This window comes from Leifsonia sp. EB34, from assembly GCF_041260585.1.
GTDB lineage: Bacteria > Actinomycetota > Actinomycetes > Actinomycetales > Microbacteriaceae > Leifsonia.
In genome coordinates, this window is sequence record NZ_JBGCCV010000003.1 from 50,642 (window position 1) to 74,004 (window position 23,363).

20 protein-coding genes are annotated in these 23,363 nt (G+C 72.8%); 13 read left to right on the plus strand and 7 right to left on the minus strand.

What is annotated here, in order from left to right:
• The first annotated feature begins 33 nt into the window (after positions 1-33).
• From ABIA36_RS17365 to ABIA36_RS17380, 4 genes are all read left to right on the plus strand, one after another.
• Entirely contained in the window at positions 34-2,349 is a 2,316-nt protein-coding gene (locus ABIA36_RS17365) for a glycoside hydrolase family 3 N-terminal domain-containing protein (RefSeq protein ID WP_369963823.1), read from the plus strand.
• A gap of 146 nt (positions 2,350-2,495) precedes the next feature.
• Positions 2,496-3,242 (plus strand): 3-hydroxybutyrate dehydrogenase, encoded by a 747-nt coding sequence (locus tag ABIA36_RS17370; protein WP_369963824.1) that lies wholly within the window; start codon positions 2,496-2,498, stop codon positions 3,240-3,242.
• Positions 3,239-4,147, plus strand: a complete 909-nt coding sequence (locus ABIA36_RS17375) for an alpha/beta fold hydrolase (protein ID WP_369963825.1) — start codon at positions 3,239-3,241, stop codon at positions 4,145-4,147. The genes ABIA36_RS17370 and ABIA36_RS17375 overlap by 4 nt, the downstream gene beginning before the upstream one ends.
• Positions 4,148-5,230 (plus strand): alpha/beta fold hydrolase, encoded by a 1,083-nt coding sequence (locus ABIA36_RS17380; RefSeq protein ID WP_369963826.1) that lies wholly within the window; start codon positions 4,148-4,150, stop codon positions 5,228-5,230.
• On the opposite strand, the gene ABIA36_RS17385 is transcribed toward ABIA36_RS17380, so the two are convergent.
• Genes ABIA36_RS17385 through ABIA36_RS17395 form a run of 3 tightly spaced genes read right to left on the minus strand, consistent with a single transcriptional unit; the run spans position 5,223 to position 6,662 of the window.
• A complete protein-coding gene (locus ABIA36_RS17385; protein WP_369963827.1) occupies positions 5,223-5,738 on the minus strand; it encodes a GNAT family N-acetyltransferase in 516 nt (171 codons plus the stop codon). The two genes, ABIA36_RS17380 and ABIA36_RS17385, sit on opposite strands and share 8 nt — an antisense overlap.
• Positions 5,739-5,745: 7 nt before the next feature.
• Complete coding sequence (locus ABIA36_RS17390) at positions 5,746-6,015, minus strand: DUF1778 domain-containing protein (protein WP_369963828.1); 270 nt, start codon at positions 6,013-6,015, stop codon at positions 5,746-5,748.
• Positions 6,016-6,053: 38 nt separating this feature from the next.
• Positions 6,054-6,662, minus strand: a complete 609-nt coding sequence (locus ABIA36_RS17395; RefSeq protein WP_369963829.1) for a TetR/AcrR family transcriptional regulator — start codon at positions 6,660-6,662, stop codon at positions 6,054-6,056.
• 58 nt (positions 6,663-6,720) lie between these two features.
• Between ABIA36_RS17395 and ABIA36_RS17400 the strand changes: the two genes are divergently transcribed.
• From ABIA36_RS17400 to ABIA36_RS17415, 4 genes are all read left to right on the plus strand, one after another.
• Complete coding sequence (locus tag ABIA36_RS17400) at positions 6,721-7,755, plus strand: agmatine/peptidylarginine deiminase (RefSeq protein WP_369963830.1); 1,035 nt, start codon at positions 6,721-6,723, stop codon at positions 7,753-7,755.
• 214 nt (positions 7,756-7,969) lie between these two features.
• Positions 7,970-9,673: an amidase gene (locus tag ABIA36_RS17405; protein ID WP_369963831.1), complete on the plus strand. Its 1,704-nt coding sequence runs from the start codon at positions 7,970-7,972 to the stop codon at positions 9,671-9,673.
• 29 nt (positions 9,674-9,702) lie between these two features.
• A complete protein-coding gene (gene argG, locus ABIA36_RS17410; RefSeq protein ID WP_369963832.1) occupies positions 9,703-11,139 on the plus strand; it encodes an argininosuccinate synthase in 1,437 nt (478 codons plus the stop codon).
• 7 nt (positions 11,140-11,146) lie between these two features.
• Positions 11,147-11,602, plus strand: a complete 456-nt coding sequence (locus ABIA36_RS17415; protein WP_369963833.1) for a MarR family winged helix-turn-helix transcriptional regulator — start codon at positions 11,147-11,149, stop codon at positions 11,600-11,602.
• A gap of 15 nt (positions 11,603-11,617) precedes the next feature.
• On the opposite strand, the gene ABIA36_RS17420 is transcribed toward ABIA36_RS17415, so the two are convergent.
• Complete coding sequence (locus ABIA36_RS17420; protein ID WP_369963834.1) at positions 11,618-14,248, minus strand: LuxR C-terminal-related transcriptional regulator; 2,631 nt, start codon at positions 14,246-14,248, stop codon at positions 11,618-11,620.
• A 594-nt stretch (positions 14,249-14,842) separates the two neighbouring features.
• Here ABIA36_RS17420 and ABIA36_RS17425 point away from each other — a divergent pair.
• Positions 14,843-16,156 (plus strand): UDP-glucose/GDP-mannose dehydrogenase family protein, encoded by a 1,314-nt coding sequence (locus ABIA36_RS17425; RefSeq protein WP_369963835.1) that lies wholly within the window; start codon positions 14,843-14,845, stop codon positions 16,154-16,156.
• A gap of 36 nt (positions 16,157-16,192) precedes the next feature.
• Here ABIA36_RS17425 and ABIA36_RS17430 read toward each other — a convergent pair whose 3' ends face one another.
• Positions 16,193-17,527 carry a serine/threonine-protein kinase gene (locus ABIA36_RS17430; protein WP_369963836.1) on the minus strand — a complete coding sequence of 445 codons (1,335 nt, stop codon included), beginning with the start codon at positions 17,525-17,527 and terminating at the stop codon, positions 16,193-16,195.
• Between the two features lie 97 nt (positions 17,528-17,624).
• On the opposite strand from ABIA36_RS17430, the gene ABIA36_RS17435 reads away from it, so the two are divergent.
• From ABIA36_RS17435 to ABIA36_RS17445, 3 genes are all read left to right on the plus strand, one after another.
• Positions 17,625-18,116, plus strand: a complete 492-nt coding sequence (locus ABIA36_RS17435; RefSeq protein WP_369963837.1) for a MarR family transcriptional regulator — start codon at positions 17,625-17,627, stop codon at positions 18,114-18,116.
• Positions 18,117-18,187: 71 nt separating this feature from the next.
• Positions 18,188-18,352, plus strand: coding sequence for a hypothetical protein (locus ABIA36_RS17440; protein ID WP_369963838.1), 165 nt, complete (start codon positions 18,188-18,190; stop codon positions 18,350-18,352).
• 10 nt (positions 18,353-18,362) lie between these two features.
• The gene (locus ABIA36_RS17445) at positions 18,363-18,614 is read left to right on the plus strand and encodes a DUF6458 family protein (protein ID WP_345833647.1); all 252 of its coding nucleotides are present in this window, start codon (positions 18,363-18,365) and stop codon (positions 18,612-18,614) included.
• 83 nt (positions 18,615-18,697) lie between these two features.
• Here ABIA36_RS17445 and ABIA36_RS17450 read toward each other — a convergent pair whose 3' ends face one another.
• Complete coding sequence (locus ABIA36_RS17450) at positions 18,698-20,068, minus strand: aspartate aminotransferase family protein (protein WP_369963839.1); 1,371 nt, start codon at positions 20,066-20,068, stop codon at positions 18,698-18,700.
• 153 nt (positions 20,069-20,221) lie between these two features.
• On the opposite strand from ABIA36_RS17450, the gene ABIA36_RS17455 reads away from it, so the two are divergent.
• A complete protein-coding gene (locus tag ABIA36_RS17455) occupies positions 20,222-21,106 on the plus strand; it encodes an aminoglycoside phosphotransferase family protein (protein ID WP_369963840.1) in 885 nt (294 codons plus the stop codon).
• Between the two features lie 75 nt (positions 21,107-21,181).
• Here ABIA36_RS17455 and ABIA36_RS17460 read toward each other — a convergent pair whose 3' ends face one another.
• A complete protein-coding gene (locus tag ABIA36_RS17460; protein ID WP_369963841.1) occupies positions 21,182-23,275 on the minus strand; it encodes a DEAD/DEAH box helicase in 2,094 nt (697 codons plus the stop codon).
• Positions 23,276-23,363: the final 88 nt, after the last annotated feature.

The following is a 23,363-nucleotide window of genomic DNA, read 5'->3' on the forward strand; positions in this document are numbered from 1 at the left end:
ACGATCCGTACCACCCGTATGCAGGAAAGAAGCATGACTACGACTGACACCCTCCCCACCGTCTCCGAGCGCGTGCGCGACCTGCACGCCCGGATGACCCTCGACGAGAAGCTCGCGCAGATCGTCGGCTACTGGGTCGACAAGGGCGACGACAACGTCGCACCGCTCGACGGGGAGATGACCACCGGCCAGAGCTACGAGGACGCCACCGCGAACGGCATCGGGCACCTCACCCGTGTTTACGGCACGCGGCCCGTCGACCCCGTGGAGCGCGCCTCCTGGCTGTGGTCGGAGCAGCGCCGGCTGCGCGAGCAGACCCGGCTCGGCATCCCCGCGCTCGTGCACGAGGAGTGCCTGACCGGGCTGGCGGCGTGGAAGGCCGCGACCTTCCCGACCCCGCTCGCCTGGGGGGCCGCCTTCGACCCGGAGCTGGTGGAGGAGATGGGAGCCGCGATCGGCGCCTCGATGCGCGAGCTCGGCATCCACCAGGGCCTGGCTCCGGTGCTCGACGTCATCCGGGACCCGCGCTGGGGCCGGGTGGACGAGTGCATCGCGGAGGACCCGTACGTGGTCGGGACGATCGGCACCGCGTACGTGCGCGGCCTCCAGTCGTCGGGCGTGCACGCCACCCTCAAGCACTTCGTCGGCTACTCGGCCTCGCAGGCCGGGCGCAACCACGCTCCGGTGCACGCCGGGACGCGGGAGGTGCGCGACACGCTGCTGCCCCCGTTCGAGATGGCGGTCCGCGACGGCGGCGTGCGCTCGGTGATGAACTCGTACGCGGAGATCGACGGCGTGCCCGTCGCCGCGAACCCGGCCTACCTCACGGGCGTGCTCCGGGACGAGTGGGGCTTCGACGGCACGGTCGTCGCCGACTACTTCGCCGTAGCGTTCCTGCACACCATGCACCGTGTCGCCGCCGACCGCGGCGAGGCGGCGGCGCTGGCCCTCGCAGCCGGCGTCGACATCGAGCTGCCGACCGGTGACGCGTTTCTCGCCCCGCTGGCCGAGCGCATCCGCGCCGGGCTCGCGGACGAGGCGCTGGTCGACCGCGCCGTGCTGCGCCTGCTCGCGCAGAAGGAGGAGCTCGGCCTGCTGGACGAGACCTTCGAGGAGCCGCCCGCCTCCGTCGACCTCGACTCCCCCGAGCACCGCGCGCTCGCGCTGCGGCTGGCCGAGGAGTCGCTGGTGCTGCTGACCAACGACGGCACCCTCCCGCTCGAGGGCGACCGCGCCGCGGCCCGGATCGCGGTCGTCGGCCCGAACTCCGACGCCGCCGAGGCGCTGATGGGCTGCTACTCGTTCGCCAACCACGTGCTCGCCCACCACCCGGAGGTCCCGCTCGGCTTCGAGCTCCCCTCGGTGCTGGAGGCGCTGCACGCGGAGTTCCCGGCGGCCGAGCCCGTGCACGCCCGCGGCTGCGACGTGGAGGGCGACGACCGCTCCGGCATCGTCACCGCGGTCAGCGCCGCGGCCGACGCCGACGTGGCCGTGGTCGTCGTCGGCGACCGCGCGGGCCTCTTCGGGCGCGGCACGGTCGGCGAGGGCAACGACGTCGAAAGCCTGGAGCTGCCCGGCGTGCAGCGCGAACTGGTGGAGGCCGTGGTCCGCACCGGCACCCCGACCATCGTCATCGTGCTCTCCGGCCGCCCGTACGCGATCGACTGGGCGATCACCGGCCCGGACGCTCCCGCTGCTGTGCTGCAGGCGTTCTTCCCGGGCGAGGAGGGCGGCCGCGCGATCGCCGCCGTGCTCTCCGGTCGTGTCGCCCCCAGCGGCCACCTCCCGGTGTCGCTGCCGCGGTCGGCCGGCGCCCAGCCGTTCTCGTACCTGCACCCGCTGCTCGGCGGGCCCTCGGACGTGACGAGCGCCGACAGCACGCCGGTGCTCCCGTTCGGCCACGGCCTGAGCTACACGACCTTCGAGCGCACCGGGCTGGAGGCCGACGCGGCCGTGGCCGCCGGCGGCGAGTTCGAGGTGCGCGTGACCGTCCGCAACAGCGGCGAGCGCGCGGGCTCCGACCTGGTCCAGCTCTACGCGCGCGACGTGTTCGCGAGCGTCACACGCCCGGTGGCCCAGCTCCTCGGCTACGCCCGGGTGGCGCTGGAGCCGGGCGAGGAGGCCGAGGTGACCTTCCAGGTGCCGACCGCGCGGCTGGCCTTCACCGGCCTCGACGGCGTGCGCATCGTGGAGCCCGGCGACGTGGAGCTGTGGGTCGGACCGTCGTGCGCCTCGCGCGAGACCGAGACCCGCATCGAGCTGACCGGCCCGAAGCACGCCGTCACCCCCGCGGACGGCCGCTTCGTCCGCACCACCGTCGCCACCCCCGCCCCCGCCCCCACCGCCTGACCCCCTCCCCCTTCCCCTGCCGCGAACGGAGGAGATCCGCCCCCACCCGGCCCCGATCTCCTCCGTTCCCGACATGCGTCCTACCGCCGGGTCGCGGCCCGCGGGTAGGGTGCGGATGTGGGCGGGAGCCCGGGAAGGAAGCGGCAATGGCGGACCTCTCCGGGCGCAGGGCCCTCATCACCGGCGGCGCGAGCGGCATCGGCCTGGCGTGCGCGGAGGCGTTCACCGCCGCGGGCGCTCATGTCACCATCGCCGACCTCAACGGAGACGCCGCCCGCGCGACGGCCGACCGGCTCGGCGGCGAGGCGTGGGAGGTCGACCTCTCGGACACCGCCGCGCTCGGCGACCTCCGGCTCGACACCGACATCCTCGTCAACAACGCCGGCCTCCAGCACGTCCGACCGATCCCCGAGTTCGAGCCGGAGAGCTTCGCCCTCATCCTTCGGATCATGCTGGAGGCGCCCTTCCTCCTCATCCGCGCCGCGCTGCCCGGGATGTACGAGCGCGGCTTCGGCCGCGTCATCAACGTCTCCAGCGTCCACGGCCTGCGCGCGTCCGAGTTCAAGTCCGCGTACGTCGCCGCCAAGCACGGCCTGGAGGGCCTCTCGAAGGTGACCGCGCTGGAGGGCGCCGCGCACGGCGTCACCTCCAACTGCATCGAGCCGAGCTACGTCCGCACCCCGCTGGTCGAGAAGCAGATCGCCGACCAGGCGCGGCTGCACGGCATCCCGGAGGACGAAGTGGTCGAGAAGATCATGCTCACCGAGCCCGCGATCAAGAGCCTGGTCGAGCCGGAGGAGGTCGCCGGGCTCGCGCTCTGGCTGGCCGGAGAGGGGGCGCGCATGGTCACCGGCGCGAGCTACACGATCGACGGCGGCTGGAGCGCGAAGTGACCGGGTTCACGCCCGCGGAACCGTTCCGCGTCCCGGTCGACGGCGGCGAGCTGGCGGGCGGCCAGTGGCACGCCGACGCCGGCGGGATGCCGGTGGTCGGCATCCACGGCATCACCGCCAACCACGTGTCGTGGGGGATGGTCGCCGCCGCGCTGCCCGGCGTGCGGCTGATCGCCCCGGACCTGCGCGGCCGCGGCCGCAGCAACGGCCTCCCCGGACCGTACGGGCTGACCCAGCACGCCGACGACATCGCCCGGATGCTCGACGGCCTCGGGGTCGAGCGCGCGATCGTCGCCGGGCACTCGATGGGCGCGTTCGTCGCGGTCTGGCTCGCAGCACGCCACCCCGACCGGGTGGAACGGCTGGTGCTGATCGACGGCGGCCTCCCCGTCCGCGGGACGGCCGACCTCGGCCCCGCGCGCGACCGGCTGCGGATGACGTTCGCGAGCGAGGAGGAGTACCTCGCGTTCTGGCGCCGGCATCCCGCGCTCGGCCCCTGGTGGAACGACGCTGTCGAGGCGTACGCGCTGTACGACCTGGTCGGCACGCCTCCGGAGCTGCGGTCGAGCGTGTCGGAGGAGGCCATGTCGGCCAACGCTGTCGAAGTCGGCGGCGCCGACGGCTATGAGGAGGCGCTCGCCGGGCTGACCCTCCCGATCGCGTTCGTGCGCGCCCCGCGCGGCCTCCTGAACGCCGACCCGCTCTACCTCCCGGAGGAGCCCGCCGAGTGGCGCGGCCGGCTGCCGTGGTTCGAGGCGTTCGAGGCCGACGACGTGAACCACTACACGATCGTGATGACGGAGGCCGGCGTGCGCCAGCTCACCCCGCACCTGCCCGGCGCGTACCCGACGCACCCGCACTACCACTCGGACCCGGCAGCGCACCCTCACCCGAAGGAGAAGTAAGTGACCGGAACCCTGCTCCCGGGCATCGTCGCCCGCAGCATCCCGACCTCCCGTTACACCGCCAACGTGCTGGCGCGCGCGACCGACCCCACCGTCGCCGCCGGCGCCGACGCCGCCGCCGACGCCGCCCGCACGGTCGTGTTCGTGCACGGCAACGTGTCATCGTCGCTGTTCTGGCAGCCCCTGATGCTGTCGCTGCCGGAGGGCACGCGCGCCGTCGCCGTCGACCTCCGAGGGTTCGGCGACAGCGAGACGCTGCCCGTCTACGCGACCCGCGGGGTCCGCGACTTCTCGGAGGACGTCGCGGCGGTCCTCGACGAGCTCGGCACCGGGCCGGTGCACCTGGTGGGCTGGAGCATGGGCGGCGGAGTGGTCATGCAGCTCCTGCTCGACCGCCCCGACCTGGTGCGGAGCCTCACCCTGGTGTCCACGGTCTCCCCGTACGGTTTCGGCGGCACCGCGCTCGACGGCAGCCTCCTCACCCCCGACGCCGCGGGGACCGGAGGGGGCGGAGTGAACCCGGAGTTCGTGGAACGGCTCGCCGCCGGCGACACCGGAGAGGACTCGCCCGCGTCACCCCGCGCCGTCTACCGCGCGGCCTACGTCGCGCCTGGCTTCACAACGGAGTACGAGGACCTCTGGGTGGAGTCGATGCTCACGACGGCCACGGGCGTCGACAACTACCCGGGAGACGCGACGGCGACCGACGCGTGGCCGGGCTTCGCCCCGGGTCCGCGCGGCGTCCTCAACACGATGGCGCCGACCTACTTCGACACGAGCAGCATCGTGGACCTCCCGGAGAAGCCGCCGATCCTCTGGATCCACGGCGCTCTCGACGCGATCGTCAACGACGGGTCCTTCTTCGACCTCAACCAGCTCGGCGCGGCGGGGGTCGTCCCCGGCTGGCCCGGCCCGGACGTCGCGCCGCCGCAGCCGATGCTGCAGCAGATCCGCGCGGTGCTGGAGCGCTACCAGGCGGAGGGCGGGGTGACCCGGGAGGTGGTGTTCGAGGGTTCCGGCCACTCGCCGCACATCGAGAAGCCGGAGGAGTTCCTGGCGGAGTTGACGGCGTGGGTCAGCTGAGGTCTGCGGCCGTCTTCAACGCGTCCGCGATCTTCAGATACAGGATGCGCTCGGAGCCGTCCGGGAACCGCCGGAATCCGAATTTCTCGTAGAACGAGACCACTCCGTCGTCGATCGCGTTCACCACGAGCGCACGGATGCCGAGCGTCTCGGACGCCTGGATCGCGCGCAGCACCGCGTCCTGCAGCAGGGAGGCGCCGAGGCCCACGCCCGCATGCCTCCGGTCGACCGCGAGCCGACCGAGAAGCGCAACCGGGATCGGATCGGGCATGTTGCGCGCCAGGCCACCGGGCGCGTCCGCGCGCGCAATCGAACTCGCCGACAGGCAGTAGTACCCGGCGACGTGATTCGTGTCGTCCGTGACGGACACGTAGCTGCGCGAGCCTCCCGCGGCCTCGTTGTGGCGCGCCCACGCCTTCAGCCAGCGGTCGAGGACGTCGATGCCGCAGTCGAACTCGGAGGCGATATCGCCGGCCTTGATGGGACGCGGCCGGTGGTACCGAGGCATGGAGCGATCAGTCGATGAAGACGGTACGGCGGCGGAACAGTTCGGCGAGCCCCTCGACGCTCTGGGCGGGCGCGTCGAGTGCTTCCGCGAACGCCGCGAAGGCCTCCTCATCGACACGCAGCTCGCGCTCACGGCGCACGACCTCCTCCGCCCGCTCGGTGAGCGTGTCGGCGGTGAAGTCCGAGACGGTGCGCCCCTGGAGGATCGCCGCGCGCTCGATCAGCTCGCGCTGAGCGCTCGTCACGCGCACTTCGAGTCGTCGGTCTTTGGTAGGCACGATCACCAGTGTACGGCAAATCGCCGTACAAACAATTCCTACCCCACCAGCACCCCGCGCTCCACTCCCAGCATCCCCTCCACCGCATGCGCCAGCAGCGACCCCCGATCGGCCGCGCCTCCCCAGCGGACCAGCGCCTGCGCGTTGAGCCCGTCGAGCATCCCGAGGAGCTGCCAGGCGACCGCGCGCGGGTCCTCGACCCGGAACGACCCCGCCGCCACGCCGTCCACGATCACGCCCTCGATGACGTCGCTCCACGCGTCCATCTGGTCGCGGACCGCCGCGCCCAGCACCGGGTTGCGGCGGCCGAGCGCCCAGGCCTCCACCCACACGACCGTGACGTCGTCGCGGGTGCCGTCGAGGAGTGTGCGCAGCAGTGTCGCGAGCCCCGCGGCGGGCGACGGGGCCGCGGCGAGCAGCGCGCGCAGCTCCGCGACCTCCGCGTCGACGATGCTCGTGAAGGTCTCCGCCACCAGGCCGTCCATCGACTCGTGGTAGTGCGCGACCAGGGCCGGCGTCACTCCGGCGCGGGCGGCGACGGCGCGCAGCGTCACCGCGGCGAGGCCCTCGTCCAGGGCGAGGGCGCGGGCGGCGGCGGCCAGTTCGGCGCGGCGCTCGGTGGGCGGTTTGCGGGCTGCTCTTGACATCGTGGGCCCAGTATAGGTATTTATTGATCGTCCGATCAATAGAGCCCGGAGGTTCCCGATGACCTGGCGCATGCCCGCCGAGACCGCACCGCACGAGCGCACCTGGATGGCCTTCCCGCGCGCCGGCATCACCCTCGGCGACGACGCCGCGTCCGCCGAGGAGGCCTACGCCGCCTGGACCGCCGTCGCCCACGCGGTCGCCGAGTTCGAGCCGGTCACGATGGTGGTCGACCCGACCGAGCGCGAGCGCGCCGCCCGCATGCTCGGCTCGCACATCGAGCAGGTGGAGGCGCCCCTGGACGAGTTCTGGATGCGCGACTTCGGCCCGACCTTCGTGGTCGACGACGAGCGCCCCGGCGTGCTCGGCGCGGTCGACTGGACCTTCAACGGCTGGGGCGACCCGGAGTGGTCGGAGTGGCGCAAGTCCGCCGAGATCGCCCGCTTCGTCGCCGAGCGCACCGGCGCCGAGCTGGTCAGCTCCGTGCTGGTGAACGAGGGCGGCGGCATCCACGTCGACGGCGACGGGACCGTGCTGCTCACCGAGACCGTCCAGCTCGACCCGCGCCGCAACAAGTACGCCGACAAGGCCCGCGTGGAGGCCGAGCTCGCCCGCACGATCGGAGCGACGCACGCCGTCTGGCTCCCCCGCGGCCTCACCCGCGACTACGACGACTTCGGCACCAACGGCCACGTCGACATCGTCGCGACCATCCCCTCACCCGGCCGCCTGCTCCTGCACACGCAGCGCAACCCCGAGCACCCCGACTTCGAGGTGTCGCGCGAGCTGCGCGCCTTCCTCTCGGGCACGACGGATGCCGCCGGCCGCGCCTGGGACATCGTGGACCTCCCGGCACCCGCGACCCTCCGCGACGAGGAGGGCTTCGTGGACTGGAGCTACGTGAACCACCTCGTCGTCAACGACGGCGTGGTCGCCTGCGGCTTCGGCGAGGAGGCGGCGGACGCGGAGGCGACCGAGATCCTGGAGGCCGCGTACCCCGGCCGTCGGGTCAGCATGGTGGACTCGCGGCCGATCTTCGCCCGCGGCGGCGGCATCCACTGCATCACCCAGCAGCAGCCGGCGGTGCAGCGATGACCCGCGCCCTCCGTAACTCCGGAGTCCTCACCACCATCACCGCGACATCTCCGTACGAACGGACATCCCCCCGGCGCGCCACCGCCGACCTCCGTAACTCCGGAGCCCCTACCCTCACCACCTCCACTTCTCCGTACGAACGGACACCAGCCCGGCGGGTCGCCCGGACTCTCCGGAATTCCGGCGGCGCCCGCACCACCGAAGGAGCCCGAGCATGACCGCCTTCGACGTCGTGGAGGCCGGCATCGCCGACCTCCGCCGCGCCCTGGAGTCCGGCGAGACCACCAGCGCCGAACTGGTCGACGCCTACCTCGCCCGCATCGACGCCTACGACACCGCAGGTCCCCGGCTCAACGCCGTGATCGTCCGCAACCCCGACGCCCGGGCCGAGGCCGTGGAGGCCGACGAGCGCCGCGCCCGCGGCGAGACCCTCGGCCCGCTGGACGGCATCCCGTACACCGCCAAGGACAGTTACCTCGCCCGCGGCCTCACCGCCGCCGCCGGCTCCCCCGCGTTCGAGCACCTGGTCGCCCAGCGCGACGCCTTCACGATCGAGCGCCTGCGCGCCGGCGGGGCGATCCTGCTCGGCCTCACCAACATGCCCCCGATGGCGAACGGCGGGATGCAGCGCGGCGTCTACGGCCGCGCCGAGAGCCCCTACAACGGCGACTACCTCACGGCCGCGTTCGGCTCCGGGTCGTCCAACGGGTCCGGCACCGCGACCGCCGCCAGCTTCGCCGCGTTCGGGCTCGGGGAGGAGACTTGGTCGTCCGGCCGGGCCCCAGCCTCCAACAACGCCCTCTGCGCCTACACGCCGTCGCGCGGTGTCATCTCGGTGCGCGGCAACTGGCCGCTGGTGCCGACGATGGACGTCGTCGTGCCGCACACGCGCACGATGGCCGACCTGCTGGAGGTGCTGGACGTCATCGTGGCGGACGACGCCGAGTCCCGCGGCGACTTCTGGCGCGCACAGCCGTGGGTCCCCATCCCGCGGGCATCCGAGCTGCGGCCGGCATCGTATCCCGCGCTGGCCGAGGGCGCGCGCCTCGCCGGTCGCCGCGTCGCCGTCCCACGCATGTACATCAACAAGGACGAGGAGGCCGGCACCGGCGAGCACGTCGGCATCGGCGGCCCGACCGGGCAGCGCATCCGCACCCGCGACTCGGTGATCGCACTGTGGGAGGCCGCCCGCCGCGACCTGGAGGCCGCCGGCGCCGAAGTGGTCGAGACCGACTTCCCCGTGGCCTCCAACTACGAGGGCGACCGCCCCGGCGCGCCGACCATCGCCACCCGCGGCCTCGTCTCGCCCGCGTACCTGCGCCGCGAGATCATCGACCTCTCGGCCTGGGGCTGGGACGACTTCCTCGCCGCCAACGGCGACCCCGCGCTGAACACGCTCGCCGACGTCGACGGCGGCCGGATCTTCCCGCAGCCGGAGGGCGCGCTGCCGGACCGGTACACCGGCTTCGACGACGACATCGCCGAGTACCCGGCCTGGGTGCGCGAGCACCCCGGCACGACGCTGGAGAGCATCCCGGAGCTGGCCGACGGCCTCCGCGGCCTGGAGGAGACCCGCCGCGTCGACCTCGAGCAGTGGATGACGGACCTCGGCGTCGATGCGGTGGTCTTCCCGGCCGTCGCCGACGTCGGGCCGGCCGACATGGATGTGAACCCGGCCTCCGCCGACCTCGGCTGGCGCAACGGCGTCTGGGTTGCGAACGGCAACCTCGTGCCGCGGCACCTCGGCATCCCGACCGTCACGGTCCCGATGGGGACGATGACCGACACCGGGATGCCGGTCGGCCTGACCTTCGCGGGCCGCGCCTACGACGACGCGGCGCTGCTGACCCTGGCGGCGGCGTTCGAGGCGACCGGCCGGCGCCGCACCGAGCCGCCGCGCACACCCCGCCTCGGCTGAGCGGCGGACGCCGCACTAAGCTGGAATGCGTGTCCAAGGTCTTGAGCAGTCTTCCCGTCGGTGAGCGAGTCGGCATCGCGTTCTCGGGGGGTCTCGACACCTCCTGCGCGGTGGCGTGGATGCGCGAGAAGGGTGCCATCCCCTGCACCTACACCGCGGACATCGGCCAGTACGACGAGCCGAACATCGACGAGGTGCCCGGCCGCGCGAAGGAGTACGGCGCGGAGGTCGCCCGGCTGGTCGACGCCAAGCGCGCACTGGTCGAGGAGGGCCTGATCGCGCTGCAGTGCGGCGCCTTCCACATCCGCTCCGGCGGCAAGACGTACTTCAACACCACGCCGCTCGGCCGCGCGGTCACCGGCGTCATGCTGGTGCGCGCGATGATGGACGACAACGTGGAGATCTGGGGCGACGGCTCCACCTACAAGGGCAACGACATCGAGCGGTTCTACCGCTACGGCCTCATCGCCAACCCGCGCCTGCGCATCTACAAGCCGTGGCTGGACGCCGCGTTCGTGGAGGAGCTCGGCGGCCGCAAGGAGATGAGCGAGTGGCTCGTCGCGCGCGGCTTCCCGTACCGCGACGCCACCGAGAAGGCGTACTCGACCGACGCGAACATCTGGGGCGCCACCCACGAGGCCAAGCGCCTCGAGGAGCTGGACGCCGGACTGGACATCGTCGACCCGATCATGGGTGTGGCCGCCTGGCGGGAGGACGTGGAGGTCGTTCCGGAGACGGTCACCGTCCGCTTCGAGGCCGGCCGCCCGGTCGCCCTCAACGGCGTGGAGTTCACCGACCCGGTGGCGCTCGTGCTGGAGGCCAACGCGATCGGCGGCCGCCACGGCCTCGGCGCGTCCGACCAGATCGAGAACCGCATCATCGAGGCCAAGAGCCGGGGCATCTACGAGGCCCCGGGCATGGCACTCCTCTACATCGCCTACGAGCGCCTGCTCAACGCGATCCACAACGAAGACACGGTCGCCAACTACCACAACGAGGGCCGCCGCCTCGGCCGCCTCATGTACGAGGGCCGCTGGCTCGACCCGCAGTCGCTCATGCTGCGGGAGTCCCTGCAGCGCTGGGTGGGCTCGGCGATCACCGGCGAGGTGACCCTGCGCCTGCGCCGCGGCGACGACTACACGATCCTCGACACGACGGGCCCGTCGCTCAGCTACCACCCCGACAAGCTGTCGATGGAGCGCGTCGGCAACGCCGCCTTCGGGCCGTCCGACCGCATCGGCCAGCTCACCATGCGCAACCTCGACATCGCCGACTCGCGCTCCCGCCTCGAGCAGTACGCGGCCGCCGGCCTCATCGGCGGCCCGACCGGCGAGCTCGTCGGCGAGCTGGAGGAGGGCAGCGCCCGCTCGATCCTGGAGCTCGACGTGAGCGGCTCCGACGACGCGCTGTCGCGGGAGATCGACGCGTCCTCCGAGGGCGCCGCGTTCGACGCCGGGACCGACTGAGGCCACCATGCCGGGGGAGGTGGCGCCAGGCAACCAGCAGGGCGAGCACGAGCCGGACAACTGGCCGCTCGGCCGCCTGCTCGGCGCCGCCTCCCGCGCCGTCGAGCGCGCCTGGTACGAGGCGCTGGAGGCCCGCGGCCTGACGCACGCCGGCCTCATCGCGCTGCACTTCCTGGAGCTCGGCTTTGACTCGCAGACCGACCTCGCCCGCATCGCGCAGGTGGAGGCGCAGACCATGTCGCGCACGGTCGACCGGCTGGAGCGCGAGGGTCTCGTCACCCGGCTCCCCGACCCCGCCGACCGGCGCAGACACATCGTGTCCATCACCGAGCGCGGTCACGCCGCCTTCGAGGCCGTGCGCGGCCTGGAGGACGAGGTCTTCCCGGCCGTCGACGACCCGGAGGCGCTGAGGGCCGCGCTGATCCAGATCGTCAGCGCGGCCCCCGCACGCCAGACCCGCTGACGCCTCGGCCGCCCGTCAGGCGATCCGGTCGTCCCCTTCGTAGCGGTTGCGCCCGATCGGCAGCCGCGGGCGCAGCAGTCCCAGGTCGTACGCGACCCGCACCGCCTCCTCCCGCGAGTTGGCGCCGAGCTTGCGGTAGATGCTGCGGGTCTGCGTCTTCACCGTGTTGATCGAGACCACCAGCGAGCGGGCGATGTACTCGAGGCTCGCCGTCGACTGGAGCCGGTCGAGCACGATCCGCTCGCGCTGGGTGAGCTGAGCGGCCATCGCCGCCTCCGGGAAGAGCGGCTTGATCCGCGACAGCGCCGCCTCGATGTCCCCCGACGCCGCGGGAAGCGCCGTGACCTGGCCTTCGATCGTCAGCACGAACGGCGTGAGGAGGCCGTTGGCCTCCGCGAGCTGCCGCGCGTTCAGCCGGATCGTCGCCGCTCGCGCGCTCTTCAGCCGGTGCAGCGCCTCCGCCTGGACCAGCAGCATCTCCACCCGGGTCCGCGGCCCTGGGCTCTCCGCCAGGACGGTCTCCGCCAGGAGCTGCGCACTCCGGTACTCGCGGAACATCAGCAGCAGCCGGGCCGCGACCGGTCGCAGGGCGTTCGTGCCGTCCGGGAAGGCCTTGATGAGTTTCTGCGCCGCGACCAGGTTGCCCTGCGACATGAGCAGATCGGCGCTCAAGGCCACGAAGCGGGCGCTCTCGGTGTTGCTGGGCGTGTGCGTCCCCTTGCTGAGCAGCTCGCCGTCGATGACCCGTTGGGCCTCCTCCAGCTCGCCGGCCGCGAGCGCATGCAGGGCGGCCGCGAAGGCGGCGTAGCTGTGCAGCTCTCCGACGTCGACCGGGGCGGTGGGCGGCCAGGGGGCCGCATCGGCGCGGGTGTCGGCGAGGGCGTGCAGCTCGGTCGCGATGAGCTGCTGCGCGATCGCCAGCGGAGCGAACACGCGCGGCGCGAGCGGCCGATCGCCATGCCGGCCGGCGTCGAGGCGTTCGGACACGGCCGCCGCCCGGTCCAGCTCACCGTGCAGAGCGTGCGCGAGCGCGGCGGCTCCCGACGCGAACACGTACAGGTCGGTGTCCTCCGTGACGCTGATCGCGGCGCGCTCGAACGAGGTCACGGCCTCCAGCTCGCGGCCGAGGCGGAGCTGCGTGAGGCCCATCTCGAGCCACGCGATCGGCGGGACGGAGACCGCGGGATCCGGCGTAGACAGCGGGCCGAGGAAGTCCTCGGCGTTCGCGAGCCGCCCCACCTTGCGGAGGGCGATCATGCTGGCCAGATCCGTCCAGTACTGCCGCACCGGCTCCAGCCGCCTGCCGCGCAGGGCCTGCGGCTCCGCGGCTGCGAGATAGTAGTCGAGGGCGCCCGCGGCGTCGCCTCCGGCGATCTCGCGGAGCAGCCCGGTCACCGTCAGCAGGACGGCCGAGGGCCGGATCGCGCCGAGCTCCACGCCGCCGAGCACTTCGAGGTAGTCCGTGGCGTCCTCCGTGAACGCGGAGGTCCAGTTGCGCGCGACGATCGTCTCGGCCGCGGCGAGGTCGTTCGCCCGCAGCGCCTGGCGCAGGGCGGCGAGGCAGTCGCCGTTGGCCTCCAGCACGTCGAGGAGCTCGGCGGCGAGCCGCTCGCCCTCACCGGGCGACGCCGCGTCGAGCTGGGAGCGCAGCGTCACGCGCACCGGGTCGAGCAACTCGTAGACCAGGCGGCCCTGGCCGCGCGCGTACGTCCAGACGCCGAGGCCCGCCGCCTCCGCCGCGCCGAGGGCATCGCCCGCGGCCTCGTCGGCGCCGATGCGTTCGACGATGTGCGGCGACAGGTAGGGGGCGACGGCCGCGCGCTGGAGGCCGAGGCGGCCGTCGTCGGCGACCGGCGCCGCGGCCAGCAGCTCGCCGACCACCGTCGCCATGATGTCCTCGAGCGCGCGCACCGCGACGGGCTCGGCGAGCGCGGAGCGCGGGTCGTCGAAGATGCGGAGCATGGCGCGGGCGGCCAGGGGCCAGCCCCGGCTCTGCCGCAGCACGTGGTCCAGGACGCGCCGCTCGACGTCGAGGCCGAGCACGCGCGCCACGTCGTCGAGTTCCGTCCGGTCGAAGGCGAGGTCGTTGTTCTGCACGACCACGAGGTCGAGGACGGCCGCCAGACCGGGCGACTCGAAGGAGGTCAGCGCGCGGGTCAGCACCATCAGATGCAGGTTCGGGGTGCGCCGCAGGACCTGGACCAGGTCGGCGGACAGGAGGCCGTCCCAGCGGCGGGTGTACCCGTCGAGGACGAGCACCACGGTGCCGGTGTATCCCGCGATGGTGTCCTGCGCCGCGGCCACCGGGTCGGTGTCCCACCGCACGTCGGCCCCGTGCGGGTCGAGTTCGGTGCGCACGGCGTCCCAGAACCCCCTGACCTCCCCGGTGGTCAACTCGAGGTCGATCCAGCCGGCCGCCGCCCGCGTCTCGCCACCCGGGCTCTCGAGCCACTTGCGGACGAGTGATGTCTTCCCGTATCCGGCCGGGGCGCGCACCACCGTCGCCTGCTCCCGCAGCGCGCGATCGAGGCGGCTGGCCAGCGCCGGCCGGTCGATCGTGTAACGCGACAGCCTCGGCAGCCGGGACGGCTCACCCTCGAGGCGGTCGCCCCTGGACGGCGCGTCGGATGTGTTCGTGATCGTCATACCTGACTCCTTCGGCTCGGTGTGATTGAGAGCGAGCCGGTTTCCTGTCGGATCGTGACGCGCGGACTGCTCGAATTCACCTTCGTGATTGCCCATTGCTGCCCCCAACATCGTCATGAATCCCCTTCGCCCCCCGGCGGGCGCCCCCGTGGAGCGCCATAGGCGATGCTGGCAGCACGTTCCCGCCCGATACCGCTCAGCGGAAGGCCAGGTCGCGGACTATCGCACGGGAGTCATCAGCCTCTTCATCCCGTTGTTCACCTGACATCTTCGGGTAACATGATAGAGGTCACACCCCGCGTCTGTCATTTTCACCCGGCGGGCGGGGTGGGATGATGAGCCGCGCGCGGCCCCTAGAGCCGGGGTGAGATTTCAGACTCGAACAGGTGAAATCCACCGAAAGGGCTTGCCAGAATGCGATTGTAAAGCACAGAATTTCAGCCAACGCGGCACCCATTCGGGAATCGCCGTGTCGGCCCGCCGCCTTTCCCCTCCGGCGGCGAATGAGGTGCGGGCGCCGTCCCCTGACATCGAGCGGCGCCCGCACCGGCCACTCGCACACAGCCGCACCGGCCCAGCAAGGAGTACGACCTGGTGAGACTTTCTGTTGTCGGCTGCGGCTACCTCGGTGCCGTCCATGCGGCCGCGATGGCCGACCTCGGCCACGACGTCGTCGGCGTCGATATCGACGCGCGGAAGGTCGCGCAGCTCTCCCGCGGCGAGGCGCCCTTCTTCGAGCCGGGGCTCCAGGAGCTCCTGCTGTCCGGCCTGCGCAGCGGACGGCTCCGGTTCAGCACCGATCCCGCGACGCTGAGCTCCGCGGACCTCCACTTCATCGCCGTCGGCACTCCGCAGCTCGCCGGCGGCGCGGGCGCCGATCTCTCCTACGTCGACGCCGCATTCGCGCAGGTGCTCGCGCACGGCAAGGACGGCGACGTCGTCGTCGGCAAGTCGACGGTTCCCGTCGGCACCGTCGAGCGGCTCGCGGCGGCCGTCGGCGACGACGATCCGCGGGTGACGCTCGCCTGGAACCCGGAGTTCCTCCGCGAGGGGCACGCCGTCGCCGACTCGCTGACACCGGACCGGCTGGTGTTCGGCGTGGTGGGCGGTTCGCGCGACGACGCCGCAGCCACGGCGCTCGCGCGGGTGTACGAGCGGCCGCTGGGCGCGGGCACCCCGCTCATCGTGACCGACTGGGCGACGGCGGAGCTGGTGAAGGTCGCGGCGAACGCGTTCCTGGCCACCAAGATCTCCTTCATCAACGCGATGGCCGAGATCGCGGAGGCCACCGGCGCCGACGTGACCCAGCTCGCCGATGCGATCGGACACGACGCCCGGATCGGACGCCGCTTCCTGAACGCCGGCGTCGGCTTCGGCGGCGGCTGCCTGCCGAAGGACATCCGCGCGTTCCAGGCGCGCGCCGTCGAGCTCGGGCTGGCCGACACGGTGGCGTTCCTCGGCGAGGTGGACAAGATCAACCTGCGCCGCCGTGCCCGCGTCACCGCGCTGGCCGAGGAGCTGCTCGGCTCCGCTCCCGCCGGCCGACGGGTCGCGGTGCTGGGGCTGGCGTTCAAACCGGACTCGGACGACGTCCGCGACTCCCCCGCGCTCGAGATCGCCAGCGCGCTGCGCGCGGCGGGAGCCGAGGTGGTGGCCGCGGACCCGCACGCGACGGCGAACGCCCGCGTCCGCGATCCCGAACTGGTGACGGTCGAGTCCGCGGACGACGCGCTCGCGGGCGCTGAGCTGGTGATCCTGCTCACCGAGTGGCGGGAGTACGCGACGCTCGACCCCGCCCGGACGGCGGCGCTGGTGTCCGGCCGCCGCATCATCGACGCGCGCAACGTGCTCGATCCGGAGGCGTGGATCGGCGCAGGGTGGGAGTACCGGGGGCTCGGGAGGCGCTGAGCGCCCGGGACGCGCCGGCCCTCAGGGCGGCTGCGCTCAGCCGCCGCCCTTTCCCGGACCGTGGCCGGGACCGGGACCGGGGCCGCCTTTCCCGGGACCGGGTTTCGGCGCCGGGTTCGGCTTCGCATGTGAGGGGGGACCGTGCTGCGCGGGCGCCGGCGCCGCGGGCTGCGCGGGCGCGGGCGCGGCGGTCTGCGCGGGGGCCGTGGTCTCTGACACCACGGGGGCGACGGACTGCGCCGGGCTCGTGACCGTCGGGCTCGGCCGCGGTGTGCTCCCGCCGGTCCCGGCCGGAGTCGGCTCCGTGAAGGCGGGAGCGAGCGTGCTGCCGAGCGTGAGCGCCAGGGCGACGGCCAGAACACTTCCCCCGGCTATCGCACCTGCGACGATCCGGCGCCGCCGCGGACCGTGCACGACGCCCAGGAGCGGCCACCGGGGCGAGGCCTTCTCGGCGCCCGCCAACGCACCTCCGCCCAACTCGGCCGCGGGCATCGCAACCGTCGGCGGAAGCTCGCCCGGCGCGTCCTGCGCCGGCAGCGTCCACCCGGCGAGCTGCGGGGCGAGCTCCCGGGCCATGACCGCCACCTCGAGCGCCGTGGGGCGGATGAGCGGGTCGCGCGCGGTCATCGCGCCGAGCAGGCCACGCCAGTCCTCCGGCAGCGACGCGGGGATGCGCGGGTCGCGGGCGAGGCGAGCGGTCACGGCCTCCAACGGGGTCCCGGGATACTCGGTCACGCCGGTGAGGGCCTCCAGAGTCACCAGGCCGAGCGCGTAGATGTCGGCCGCCGGCCCCGGCTCGGAGACGTTCACCTGCTCCGGGCTGAGGTAGCCGGCCGTGCCGATGATCGTGCCCGCCGTGGTCAGCCGTTCGGTGCCGATGAGGTGCGCGATGCCGAAATCCGCGAGCTTGGCATGCGGCAGGCCGCCCGGCACACCGGAGTCGGTGAGCAGGATGTTCGCGGGCTTGAGGTCGCGATGCACCATCCCCGCGCCGTGGACGACGGCCAGGGCCTCCGCGATCCCTCCGGCGATCGCCGCGGCCTCCTCGGCGGCCAACGGTCCGCGGTCGAGTCGCGAGCGGAGGTCTTCGCCGTCGACGAGCTCCAGGACCAGGAAGCTCGGGGTCGGGTCCCCTTCGGGCGAGAGGTGCGCGTCGAGGAGGGTGACCAGGTTCGGGTGCGAGACCCGGGCGAGCGCGGTCGCCTCGGCGCGCCTGCGGGCGTCGTCGCTCGCCTCCCCGGCCGCGAACACCTTGACCGCGACGAAGCGCTCCAACTGGTGGTCGAACGCGCGGTAGACGGTGCCCATGCCGCCGCGACCGAGCCGATCGCGGAGCTCATAGCGATCGAGAAGGAGCGGGTCGGGTAGCACTGCCCGAGCATACGCGCACTCCGGCATGCCGTGAATCCGCCGAAAATCATTCGCGCTCCCGTTGAATTCGCGCGGCGGAGAGAGGTGACTGACAAGAGTGACCGAACGTTCCGAAGAGCTGCCGCCCGACACCGGCGTGCTCGAGGCGTTGCAGGTCTATCGGGCGGCCGAGACCGCGATGCGGCGGCGCACCGGCGCGGCCATGGGCATCGGCGAGAACGACTTCCTGGCGCTGCGGCTCATCCTCGACAACGCGGCGGAGGGCCGGCGGACGTCCGCCAAAGACGTCAGCACGTACGTCGGCGTCTCCAGCGCCTCGACCACCGCGCTGATCGACCGTCTCGTGCGCGGCGGCTACATCGAGCGCAGGACGAACGACGCCGACCGCCGGTCGGTGGACCTCGTGCCGACGCGCGCGGCCTACGGCGACACCGGTCCGCTCAAGCTCGCGCAGGAGCAGATCGCCGCAGAGGCCGCCGAGTTGAGCGAGGAGGAAGCGCGCACCGTGACGCGGTTCCTGACGAAGATGCGGCGCACGGTGGACGGGATCAGCGCGGAGCGACACGCGAATAGGCCGGAAAGGTCCTGACGTCAAGGGGATTGTTCGACAACCGAAACAGTTGTTGTCTGGACCCCGTCAAGGAAAGGACAACCCCTCCCATGAACATCCTGCTCATCATCATTGCCATCATCGCGATCGTCCTCCTGCTCACCGGCGGATTCGTGTCGTCCTTGAACTTCCTGCTCTGGGTCGGCATCGTTCTGCTGGTCCTCGCGGTCATCGTCTGGCTCGTGCGGCTGCTGACCGGCAGCCGACGCGTCTAAGGAGGTCTCCGTGAGCCTGGGCACCGGAATCGTCCTGTTCGTGATCGGAGCGATCCTCGCGTTCGCCCTCAACATCCAGGTCGACTGGATCAATCTCCACCTGGTGGGGTACATCCTGATGATCGCCGGCGTCGTCGGCATCATCATCGGGATCATCCTGCTGACCCGTCGCCGCCGCACCATCGCGACGACTCGCACCGCCGTGGACCCCGTGACTGGCGACCGCGTCACCCGACGCGGCGTGGACGACGACATCGTCTGACCAGGCCCCCGGAAACACGAAGCCCCCGCCGAACGGCGGGGGCTTCGTCGTGCGTGGGCGGGCGCTCAGCCCTCCATCGAGGCTCAGCCCTCCATGGAGTCCAGGATCTCCACCAGGTCCTCGAACGTCGTGAGCGGGTTGACGATCGCGAACCGCGTGTTCGTCCGGCCGGCGTGCGAGCTCGGGGTGACGAAGGCGCGCTGCTCGTCCAGGAGGCGGGCCGACCAGAGCGCGTAGTCCTCCTTGCTCCAGCCCTCGCGCTCGAAGACCACGACAGAGAGCTGCGGCCGGCGCACCAGGTGGAAGCCCTCGCGACGGTCGATCTCATCCGCGATCCGGGCGGCGAGCTGGAGGGAGGCCGTGACGGCGTCCCGGTAGGCGGCGGCGCCGTGCGCGGCCAGTGAGAACCACAGCGGCAGGCCGCGGGCGCGCCGGGTGAGGTGGGCGGCGTAGTCCGACGGGCTCCACTCGGTGGCCTCGGTGAGGGTGTCGAGGTACTCGGCGTGCTGCGTGTGCGCGCGGCGGCCCTGCTCCGGGTCGCGGTAGAGCAGCGCGCAGGCGTCGAACGGCGCGAACAGCCACTTGTGCGGGTCCACGATGAGCGAGTCGGCGCGCTCGACGCCGGCGAACCGGGGCCGGCCGAGCGGCGACAGCATCCCGGCGAGGCCGTAGGCGCCGTCGACGTGCAGCCAGAAGTCGAACTCGTCCTTCAGCGCCGCGATGGAGGCGATGTCGTCGACGATCCCGAAGTTGGTGGAGCCGGCGGTCGCGATCACCGCGAAGACGGCGTCGCCGTGCTCGGCGAGCGCCGGACGGACCGCGTCGCCGGTGAGGACGCCGGTCTCGCCGGGCGAGACCGTCACGACCTCCACGTCCATGACGCGCGCCGCGGAAGCGACGGAGGAGTGCGCCTCGGCGCTGCAGACGATGATCCAGCGCCCGGGCGGGTTGCCGCGCTCGTTCCGCGCGTGGTCGCGCGCGGCCACCAGCGCCGACAGGTTGCCGAGCGTGCCGCCCTGCACGAAGACACCGCCCGCGGTCGCCGGGAGGCCGAACTCGGCCGCCAGCCAGGCCAGCACCTGATTCTCGGCGTAGACGGCGCCGGACCCCTCCAGCCACGACCCGCCGTACACGGCGCTCGCGGAGACCACCAGGTCGAACGCGGTCGCCGCCTTCGTGGGGGCAGTCGGGATGAACGAGAGGTAACGCGGGTGGTCGGTCGTGATGCACGCGGGCGCGAGGACGTGCTCGAAGACGGCGAGCGCGCGCTCGGCGCCCATCCCGTTCTCCGAGACGGTGCGCCCGGCCAGCCGGCGCAGCTCAGACTCGGGCAGCGGCTTGTCGAGCGGGGTGTCGGTCGCGAGGATGCGGCGACGCGAGTAGTCGAGCACGAGGTCGACGAGTTCCGTCGTGGCGTCGGTGACGCTGTGCATGCGGGCGGGGTCGGTGTTCATGGGGCCTCCGCACCAATGCTGACACACGAGTTCAGCACGATTTCGCGGCGGTACGCTGGTTTGCTGCGCATTTGGATATCGGAGCGCAGTGAAATCGCGCGGGCGAAGGCCGACGGCACGCGTGGAGCCCGGCCGGGAGGCTAGGCTGCTCCGGTGCCGCTGACCCCTCCCGCCGACATCCCCACCGACGCCGAGCTCGTCGCCGCGCTCGTGGCCGCCCAGCATCCCGACCTGGCCGGGCCGCTGCGGCTTGTGTCCGACGGGTGGGACAACCAGCTCTACCGGCTGGGCGACGCGCTCGCCGTGCGCATCCCGCGGCGGGAGGTCGCCGCCCACCTGATCGAGCACGAGCAGCAGCTGCTGCCCGGCATCGCCGCCCGGGTGCGCACGACCGTCCCCGCGCCGGTCCGCGTCGGGGTGCCGTCCGACCTGTTCCCGTGGCCCTGGAGCATCGTCGAGTGGATCGACGGCGTCGACGGCGCGTCGGTCGGAGCGGACGAGCGGGCCGGGATCGCGGAGGCGCTCGCGGAGTTCGTCGGCGAGCTCGCCGTGCCCGCGCCGGACGCCCCGCACAACCCAGTGCGCGGGGTCCCGCTCGCCTCGCGGCGCGAGGTCGTCGCGACCCGGCTGCGCGCGCTGTCCGGGCGCGTGGAGGTCGCTGCGCTGGAACAGGCCTGGCGGGAGGCGCTGGCCGCGCCGGAATGGGGCGGGCCGCCGCTGCTGCTGCACGGCGACCTCCACCCCGGGAACCTGCTGCTCACTCCGGCCGGCGGTCTCGCGGCGGTCATCGACTTCGGGGACGTCACCTCGGGAGATCCGGCGACCGACTTGGCGACGGCGTGGCTGACGTTCGACGGGGACGCGCGCGAGCGGTTCCGGGCGGCGCTGCCGGCCGCGCCCGACCGCGCGACCTGGCTGCGAGCGCGGGGCTGGGCGGTGACGTTGGCGAGCGCGCTGGCGACGTCGTCCGACGACAATCCGCGCATGGCCTCCCTCGCCCGGCACGCCCTCGACCAACTCGCCGCCGAGGCCCCTTAAGGCAAACCGCCGAGTACGCAGACAATCTGCGTACTCGGCGGTTTTCGCCTGAATTCGGGCGTACTCGGCGGGTGGTTACGCCTGCGAGAGGGTCAGTACGACGTCGTCGCCGGGGGCGGCGGGCACGAAGTCGGCCTCGATCTCGGCGCGGTCGAGCAGTTCGCTCATGCGGCGCTGACGCTGACGCGGGATGAGCGTCACGACCGTGCCCTGCTTGCCGGCGCGGCCGGTGCGGCCCGAGCGGTGCAGGTAGGTCTTGTACTCGTCCGGCGCGTCGGCCTGGATGACCAGGTCGATGTCGTCGACGTGGATGCCGCGGGCGGCGACATCGGTCGCGACCAGCACGCTCACCCGGCCGCTGGTGAGCTGGGCCAGGTTGCGCGTGCGGCGCGACTGGTTCAGGTCGCCGTGGAGGCTGACCGCGGGGATACCGGCGTCGTCGAGCTGGTCGGCCAACATCTCGGCGAACGCGCGGGTGCGGGCGAAGATCAGCGTCTTGCCGTCGCGGTCCGCGAGCTGCTCGATGATCGCCGGCTTGTCGCGGTGCTCGATGACCAGCACGCGGTGGTCGATGGTCGAGGACGCCTGGTCCTCGCCCGCGACCTCGTGCACGGTCGGGTCCACCAGGAACTCCTTGACGAGCTGCGCCACGCCGCTGTCCAGGGTCGCCGAGAACAGCAGCTTCTGGCCGCCCTCGGAGGTGCGGCGCAGGATGCGCTGCACGGGCTCCAGGAAGCCGAGGTCGCACATGTGGTCGGCCTCGTCCAGGACGCTGACGACGACCTCGCTGAGGTCGAGGCGGCCCTGCTCCACGAGGTCCTCGATGCGGCCGGGGGTGCCGATCACGATGTCGACGCCGCGCTGGAGGGCACCGACCTGGCGGCCCTGCGGCACGCCGCCGTAGATCTGCGTGGTGAACAGGCCGACGCTGCGCGCGATGGGCTGCACCGTGCGGTCGATCTGGAGGGCGAGCTCACGGGTCGGCGCGAGGATGAGCGCGCGCGGGGCGCGGCCGAGCTGGCGCTTGCCGCCGGACTTGCCGGAGTCGGCCCAGAGCTGCATGAGACGCTCGACCATCGGGGCGGCGAAGGCGATCGTCTTGCCCGAGCCGGTGCGGCCGCGGCCGAGGACGTCCTTGCCCGCGAGCACGTCGGGGGTGGTGGCGGCCTGGATCGGGAACGGCTTGTCGGCGCCGAGCTCGGCCAGGGCGCGGACGATGTTGCCGCCGAGGCCCAGGTCGGCGAAGGTCACGCCCTCGACGTCCGCGGCCTGGATGGCGTCGGCCTCCAGGCGCTCCAGGACCACGTCATCCTGCGGAGCGGACGACTGCTTCTCGTCGCGGGACGGGTAGAAGGAGGAGTCGCGGCGGGGGGCGCGGTCGTCGCGGTCGAAGTCGCGACGGGGACGCTCGTCCCGGTCGAAGCTGCGGCGCGGACGGTCCACGTTGTCACGGCGCGGGGCGCGGTCGTCACGGTCGAAGTCGCGACGGGGACGCTCGTCCCGGTCGAAGCTGCGGCGCGGACGGTCCGTGTTGTCACGGCGCGGGGCGCGGTCGTCTCGATCGAAGCTGCGGCGCGGCCGGTCCGTGTTGTCACGGCGGGGAGCGCGGTCGTCACGGTCGAAGTCGCGACGGGGAGCGCGGTCGTCCCGGTCGAAGCGGCGCGGGCGGTCGTCGTTGTCGCGACGCGGCGCACGGTCGGCGCGGTCGAAGTCGCGGCGCGGAGCGCGGTCGTCACGGTCGAAACGGCGCGGACGGTCGTCGTTGTCACGGCGCGGCGCACGGTCGTCACGGTCGAAGCGGCGCGGACGGTCGTCGTTGTCACGGCGCGGCGCACGGTCGTCGCGGTCGAACCGGCGCGGGCGGTCGTCCTCGCGGCGGCCGGCGTTCGCGCGGCTGTCCCACTCGCGCTCGGTGCGGCGGGCGTCCTTGCCGCGCGGCTCCCAGTTCGGGCGCTCGCTGCGGCCGGCGCGCTCGGCGTCGCCGCGGGTGCCGTAGGTGTCGCGGCCGCGGGCGGCGCGGTCCTCGGCGCTCCAGCGGTTCTTCTTGCCGGTCTCGGGAGCCTCGTCGCGGTAACCGCGGTGCTTCGGGCTGCGGCTGCCGGCGCCCTTGGGGGCGTGCGCGGGTCGGCCGGTGCTCGGGTGTCGGTCGTTCTTCTTGTACGGGGGCATGCGTGATTCTTCCTGGGTTGTCGTTGCGAAATGCGCGGCGGCGCGCAGAAGCGCACCGGAGTTATCCCCTGCAGACATCGCCCGGGGC

Coding starts and splice junctions, on each gene's coding strand:
- ABIA36_RS17365 (WP_369963823.1), top strand. CDS start 34: ATGACTACGACTGACACCCTCCCCACCGTCTCCGAGCGCGTGCGCGAC.
- ABIA36_RS17370 (WP_369963824.1), top strand. CDS start 2,496: ATGGCGGACCTCTCCGGGCGCAGGGCCCTCATCACCGGCGGCGCGAGC.
- ABIA36_RS17385 (WP_369963827.1), bottom strand. CDS start 5,738: ATGCCTCGGTACCACCGGCCGCGTCCCATCAAGGCCGGCGATATCGCC.
- ABIA36_RS17395 (WP_369963829.1), bottom strand. CDS start 6,662: ATGTCAAGAGCAGCCCGCAAACCGCCCACCGAGCGCCGCGCCGAACTG.
- ABIA36_RS17400 (WP_369963830.1), top strand. CDS start 6,721: ATGACCTGGCGCATGCCCGCCGAGACCGCACCGCACGAGCGCACCTGG.
- ABIA36_RS17405 (WP_369963831.1), top strand. CDS start 7,970: ATGACCGCCTTCGACGTCGTGGAGGCCGGCATCGCCGACCTCCGCCGC.
- ABIA36_RS17415 (WP_369963833.1), top strand. CDS start 11,147: ATGCCGGGGGAGGTGGCGCCAGGCAACCAGCAGGGCGAGCACGAGCCG.
- ABIA36_RS17420 (WP_369963834.1), bottom strand. CDS start 14,248: ATGACGATCACGAACACATCCGACGCGCCGTCCAGGGGCGACCGCCTC.
- ABIA36_RS17440 (WP_369963838.1), top strand. CDS start 18,188: ATGAACATCCTGCTCATCATCATTGCCATCATCGCGATCGTCCTCCTG.
- ABIA36_RS17450 (WP_369963839.1), bottom strand. CDS start 20,068: ATGAACACCGACCCCGCCCGCATGCACAGCGTCACCGACGCCACGACG.
- ABIA36_RS17460 (WP_369963841.1), bottom strand. CDS start 23,275: ATGCCCCCGTACAAGAAGAACGACCGACACCCGAGCACCGGCCGACCC.